Annotated in this window: 5 protein-coding genes; all 5 read right to left on the minus strand. The window is 36.1% G+C overall.

Going from position 1 to position 6,748, the window contains the following annotated elements:
- Positions 1–405 (minus strand): PocR ligand-binding domain-containing protein (locus ACZQCL_RS04880; protein ID WP_482481989.1); only part of this gene is annotated, 405 nt, incomplete at its 3' end.
- A gap of 133 nt (positions 406–538) precedes the next feature.
- Positions 539–1,453 (minus strand): thioredoxin-disulfide reductase, encoded by a 915-nt coding sequence (trxB, locus tag ACZQCL_RS04885; RefSeq protein WP_227992885.1) that lies wholly within the window; start codon positions 1,451–1,453, stop codon positions 539–541.
- The gene (lgt, locus tag ACZQCL_RS04890; RefSeq protein WP_288523218.1) at positions 1,429–2,886 is read right to left on the minus strand and encodes a prolipoprotein diacylglyceryl transferase; all 1,458 of its coding nucleotides are present in this window, start codon (positions 2,884–2,886) and stop codon (positions 1,429–1,431) included. Before lgt ends, trxB begins: the two co-directional genes overlap by 25 nt.
- Complete coding sequence (gene hprK / locus ACZQCL_RS04895) at positions 2,864–3,826, minus strand: HPr(Ser) kinase/phosphatase (protein WP_288523217.1); 963 nt, start codon at positions 3,824–3,826, stop codon at positions 2,864–2,866. The genes lgt and hprK overlap by 23 nt, the downstream gene beginning before the upstream one ends.
- The gene (gene uvrA / locus ACZQCL_RS04900) at positions 3,804–6,653 is read right to left on the minus strand and encodes an excinuclease ABC subunit UvrA (RefSeq protein ID WP_482481993.1); all 2,850 of its coding nucleotides are present in this window, start codon (positions 6,651–6,653) and stop codon (positions 3,804–3,806) included. Before uvrA ends, hprK begins: the two co-directional genes overlap by 23 nt.
- Between the last annotated feature and the right edge of the window lie 95 nt (positions 6,654–6,748).

The raw sequence follows: 6,748 nt of genomic DNA on the forward strand, positions 1-6,748 counted from the left end.
AACTTTTGTGTAGTTATGTAAAAGTATAGGTCTAGAAACATTATATGTTTCTGCCAAATGATTGACCCAATCCTCTGCTTCTAAGCCTTGCTGCTTTGTAATAACACCTTCTGATATAATTACACCTTTTACGTCTGCAAGCGATACGGGAACACTCCATTTGATAAGTCCTGCATGGCATGCATACTTTTGCGGTTTATTTGATTTTAAAGCTCCTGTATAATTTTCAAATGTACATTCATCACATTGATGTAATGCAGATGAACTTGTTTTTAAACATTTACAAAAGAAATTCTTTTCCTTTGCACTGCTAATTTCTGTCTCGTCTTGCACGAAATAGCATCTTAATCCAGTAATATGGTAATACGCATCCATTACCTTTTTGATTGCTTCTTCAGGCAACATAAATAACACCTCAAATCCTTTTCTTATCTTAATTAAATCACTTTCAGTGACCGATTTCAAGCATATTGTAAGCCGTTTCAATTACTTTTTTTGTAAATTAAAACCAGATGTTTCCACCTGGTTTCTTGGATTATTAAATTCCTTTTATTTTATGAAATGCATGCTGTGCTGCAATGGCACCATCATTACATGCCGTAATAACCTGTCTTAAATTTTTGTCAATGACATCGCCTGCTGCATAAATTCCTGGAATTTTTGTTTGACGATCGTCATCGACTAGAACATAGCCACGCTCATTTAATATACCTAAATCTTGTACACAATCCGTATTTGGATCTTGTCCAACATAAGGGAAGATACCTGAACATTCTATAACATGTTTTTCATGAGTATCCACATTTTCAAGTTCAATACCGGATACTTTTCCTTCTAAGCTAAGAATTTGAACAGGAATATGCTTCTTAATGACATGAATCTTTGCGTTCTCTTCAATTTGTTTTTGAATATGTTCTTCAGCTCTAAATACGTCTCTGCGAATCACAATCGTTACACTGCGCGCAAGCCCGGCAAGATAAATCGATTCTTCTAATGCCGAGTTTCCTCCACCAATCACTACAACCTCTTTATCTCTAAAAAATGCACCGTCACAAACTGCACAGAAAGAAACACCATGTCCTAGATTTTCATTTTCCCCAGGAATATTCAATAAACGTTCCTTTGTTCCTGTCGCAAGAATGACAGCTTCCCCTTTCACAACATTCCCATCATTTAAATATACATTTTTATTTTCATCGATTTTATTGACTTCACCATACGCATATTCAGCTTGAAAAGATGTTGCTTGTTCAAACATATCCATTGCCAACTGTGTACCTTCAATATCTTTTATACCTGGATAATTACTGATTTTATTTGTCTTAATCAATTTTCCACCTGGCGCTCCATTTTCTAATATCAAAGTTTTAAGTCCTGCCCTTGAACCATATAATGCTGCGCTTAAACCAGCAGGGCCGGCACCAACTATTACCAAATCGTATTGTCGCTCCATATGCGATCCTCCTTACATAATGATACTAACTGCATTAAATCATCGATGACCTTACATGGATGTGCTTTTTCTAAAGCTTCGCGTTGTTTTTCATCTACACTAAACCCTACAGAATAGGCAGCCATATTTTTTGCGGCTACAATATCCGCAACATTATCACCAACATAAATACAATCGTCATGACTAGTATGTAATAAGTTGCATGCTTCAATCAAGCCAGATGCACTTGGCTTAGGTTCGGGCAAATTTTCTTTTCCCAATACAACCTTGAAATAGCCATCTAAACCAGCTTGTTTTAGTCCTCTTTTCACAACTTCAATACGCTTATTTGATACTACCGCACACTGTATATTTTGTTCTTTTAACCCCTCTAACATTTCTTTGGCATGAGGCACTTCCTTTAATAGATCTTTATGCAACGATTTATTGATTACTTGATAACGATCAATAATACTTTGTACCTGATCTTCTGGGAAATACTTTGAAAAAGTTACTTCTAGCGTTGGTCCAAAGAATGAATATAGTTCTTCATTTGATAATTCATAATCGGGTTTTAATTCTTTAAAAACTCTTCTAAATGTTTCAAAAACCAATTGTTGTGAATCAATCAGCGTTCCATCCAAGTCAAACAAAACAATCGGTTTCTTTTTCCAGTGAAAAGCTTTATGAAATACGCCCATTAAGCCAAGACAACCAACAACCATTAAAGCTAAAGATACAAGTTGAGCTGTACGAAGGCCAAATACCATTAAAGAATCTGTTCGCATTCCTTCAATCACAAAACGTGTAATTCCATACCATACCATATACATAAATCCGCAGTCACCGCGTCTTTTATACCAATGCTTACGGAAAATAAATGTGATAAACAAGAATCCTAATAGATTACATACACTTTCAAATAAGAAAGTAGGCATACGATAGGCTCCATCAATAAACATTTGATTTTTAATAAACGCTGGATAATGCGCAAAGAAACTCTCAGATACAATCCCACCATAGGCTTCTTGATTCATAAAGTTTCCCCAACGACCAAAGGCTTGTGCCAATAACACGGTTGGCATGATCAAATCAAACATTCTTAAAAATGAAATTTTTCGTCTTTTGAAAAAGAATAAACTAAATATAGTTCCTGCAATCAAGCCTCCATGTATGGCCAAACCACCGTTCCAAATGGCTACAATTTCATTTATGTGTGAAGAATAATAATTCCATTCAAAAATAACATACCATGCTCGAGCTCCCAAAATTCCAATAAACAACATAGGAACTACATAATCATCTAGAACTTCAGGTGCATACCCCCATTTTTTCATTGTTCTTTGACATAGTAAATAGGCACACAATGCGCCTGTTAAAATTAAAACGGCATACCAAGCAATTTCTAAAGATCCAAAAGAAACAAAAATTCTAGTGTTCGGAAACAGATGCATCGAATTCCTCCTTCTTATTCTCGGATATTTGCGATAGTACTCGCTCTTCAAATTCTTTAGCTGAATCTAAGCCATCTTTCAACAATAAGAAGTTTGTCACAGCCGTTTCAATAACAGATGACATTGGTCGTCCTTGAGAAACCGGAATAGTCATCTTTAAAATTTTGATTCCTAAAATCTCATTGTATTCTTTTTCTTCAATTCCAACTCGATCATATTCATAAGAATCATTAAATGGTTCTAAATCGATTTGGAATTCAATTTGTGTTTCATGGGCAACAGCTCCTACTCCATACATGCGAGAAACATTGATAATTCCAACACCTCTCAGTTCCATGAACCCTTCTAACATAGGTGTCGTTCTTCCTACCAAATCATCGTGTATTTTGTAACAATCAATACGATCATCACCAACTAATTGATGGCCTCGTTTGATAAGTTCCAAGGCAATTTCGCTTTTTCCCATACCACTTCGACCGGTAATCAATACACCAACACCAAATACACGCACTAACTCTCCATGAATGACTACAGATTCTGCAAGACATTCATCCAAATAGTTTGTGATACTAACGATTGCGTGTGATGTTTGATGTTCTGTTTTAAATACAGGGAAATTTTTACGTTGTGCTATCTCTTTTAAAACAGGAGGACACTCATGCCCATGCGCAACCACAATACATGGTGTACTATCTCCTGTCAAAAATTCAAAAGAACGACGCTGAGAAATTTCATCCATCTGCTCTTCGATATATCCTATTTCTTTATCTCCAAGTACGACAAGACGTTTTGTTTGTGTGTCTGGAAAATATCCGGCTAGTTCTAATCCAGGGCGATTTGTATCTGCCAAAGTCAACGGACGATTTAATGAGTCTGAATCCCCAGTCACAATAGTCCACATGAATTTTTTAGCTAAATCACGAACAATTACTTTTGCCATGGTCTCCTCCTTTTTCTAACATTGGTTTTAAATATTGACCTGTATAACTCTCTTTACATGCAGCAACCTTTTCTGGAGTTCCCGTACAAATCACAGTTCCTCCACCTTGTCCACCTTCAGGTCCCATATCTATAATTTGATCTGCACATTTGATCACATCCAAATTGTGCTCTATAACTAATACTGTATCACCATGTTCTACAAGACGTTGTAGAACATCAATCAATTTCTTTACATCATCACTATGCAAGCCTGTTGTTGGTTCATCAAGCACAAATAATGTTTTTCCTGTTGCCTTCTTTTGAAGTTCACTTGCCAGTTTAACACGTTGTGCTTCACCACCAGATAAAGTCGTAGCACTTTGACCTAACTTAATATAAGAAAGTCCTACATCGTTTAATGTTTGTAGTTTATGTTTGATTTTTGAAACATTGCTGAAAAATTCCAAGGCTTCTTCAACCGTCATATCCAATACATCCGCAATCGTCTTACCTTTATAATGGACTTGTAATGTTTCTTCGTTGTAACGCTTTCCACCACATTGATCACAAGGTACATAAACATCTGGTAAAAAGTGCATAGAAATACGTAAAATTCCATCGCCTTGACAAGCTTCACAACGTCCACCTTTCACATTGAATGAAAAGCGTCCTTTATCATAACCTAACATTTTAGCTTCTTTTGTCTGCGCAAATAAATCACGAATATCATCGAATACACCTGTATATGTAGCAGGATTTGAACGTGGCGTTCTACCGATTGGATCTTGTCCTATTTCAACAATTTTATCAATATTTTCGATTCCTTGAATTTCTTTACATGCCCCTGGCTTAATTCTTAATCGTCCTAGTGCATGTTGTAAACCATGTGTTAATACTTCTGTAACTAATGACGATTTCCCACTTCCTGAAACACCAGTCACAACAGTAAATGTACCAAGTTTAATAGTTACATTCGCATTTTTCAAGTTGTTTTGACTCGCTTTCACAATCTTTAGTTTTTTGCCATTTCCTTTGCGACGCGTTGCCGGTACTTCAATTCTTTTACGTCCACTTAAATAAGCTCCCGTAATTGAGTTTTCGTTCTGCATAATTTCTTCCGGTGTTCCTGCCGCAACGATTTGTCCGCCATGCACACCGGCACCAGGTCCTACATCCACAATATAGTCACTTGCTCGCATTGTGTCTTCATCATGTTCAACCACAATTAATGTATTGCCTAAATCACGCATATCTTTTAACGCACCAATCAAACGATCATTGTCTCTTTGGTGTAAACCAATACTTGGTTCATCCAAAACATACATAACACCCGTTAAGCGGGATCCAATCTGTGTTGCCAAGCGAATACGTTGCGCTTCTCCACCTGATAAAGTGGATGCTAAACGATCGAGTGTTAAATAACTAAGTCCAACATGATTTAAAAATGAAAGACGGTTTTTAATTTCTTTGACCACCAACTCTGCAATCTTAGCTTGTGTTGGAGTTAATTCTAACTGATCCATAAAATCGATGGCTTCACTAATACTCATTTGCGTCCATTCATAAATGTTTTTTCCACCAACAAGTACAGATAGTGCCTGTTTATTTAATCGTGCTCCATGACATTTCGGACATTGAGCATCTGCCAAGAAAGAACCGTACCATTCTCGAGACATCGTTGAAGTAGTTTCCATATATCTACGTTCAATCATAGGGCAAACACCTTCAATGTATTCTAGCTTTGTTGAGACGATTCCCGAACGAGAATTCAACTGGTATGCGATTGGTACATCTGAACCATATAATAAATAGTTAAGCTTCTTTTTAGGTAAATCTTTGATAGGTGTATCCATGTCTATTTCATAATATTTAATGAGCGCATGAATTCTCTGCCATTCTAGATTTTCAGTATTTACAATATTTTTATAATAATGAATGCCGCCTTGGGCAATTGATTTGGTATCGTCCGGAATCAACAAAGATAGATCTACTTTCTGTGTAATACCTAGTCCTTTACATTCTGGACAAGCTCCGAAAGGAGCATTAAATGAAAATAATTTAGGTTCTAGTTTAGGTACAGAAAAACCACACACTTTACATGCATAATTGCTTGAAAATAATGTTTCAGAATCATTCGTTAGTAAAATAGCTAAACCATCGCTTAATTTGAGTGCAGTTTCTAATGAATCATGAAAACGCGAACGATCATCACTCTTTACAATGCGATCAACAACAACATCAATTGAATGTTTCTTGTTCTTATCTAAAGGTTCAAGTTCTTCAAGATACTTAATTTCTCCATCAATACGAACTCGAATATAGCCTTCTTTCATTAAATTTTCTAAAAGATCTTTATGTGATCCCTTTTTACCTTGAATCACTGGACTTAAAATTGTACATCTGGTTTTATCAGGTAGTTCCATGATCTTATCAATCATTTCCTTAATTGTATTTCCAGTAATAGGAATATGGTGATCAGGACAATAAGGGACACCTATACGTGCATATAATAAACGTAGATAATCATAAATTTCGGTAACTGTTCCTACGGTTGAACGTGGATTATTAGATGTAGTTTTTTGATCAATTGCGATAGCTGGTGATAATCCATCGATTTGATCAACATCAGGTTTTTCGCTATTGCCAAGAAATTGTCTAGCGTATGCAGATAGAGATTCCATATATCGACGTTGTCCTTCAGCATAAATGGTATCGAAGGCTAGAGAGGTCTTCCCACTTCCAGAAACGCCTGTCATAATGACTAATTTATCTTTAGGTATTTTTAAACTTATATTTTTAAGGTTGTTTTCACGAGCACCTTGTATTGTTATATACTTTTGGTCCATAAGTAAATTTACCTCCTTCTATAATCTTTTAAACAGTTGGAGATAAACTCCTCTAAGAACCGTACGTGCAGTTTTCCCGCATACGGCTCCCCACT

This window comes from Holdemanella sp. (assembly GCF_056804935.1).

Excerpts from the sequence above, each read along its gene's own strand:
- trxB (WP_227992885.1), bottom strand. The coding sequence starts at position 1,453 with ATGGAGCGACAATACGATTTGGTAATAGTTGGTGCCGGCCCTGCTGGT.
- lgt (WP_288523218.1), bottom strand. The coding sequence starts at position 2,886 with ATGCATCTGTTTCCGAACACTAGAATTTTTGTTTCTTTTGGATCTTTA.
- hprK (WP_288523217.1), bottom strand. The coding sequence starts at position 3,826 with ATGGCAAAAGTAATTGTTCGTGATTTAGCTAAAAAATTCATGTGGACT.
- uvrA (WP_482481993.1), bottom strand. The coding sequence starts at position 6,653 with ATGGACCAAAAGTATATAACAATACAAGGTGCTCGTGAAAACAACCTT.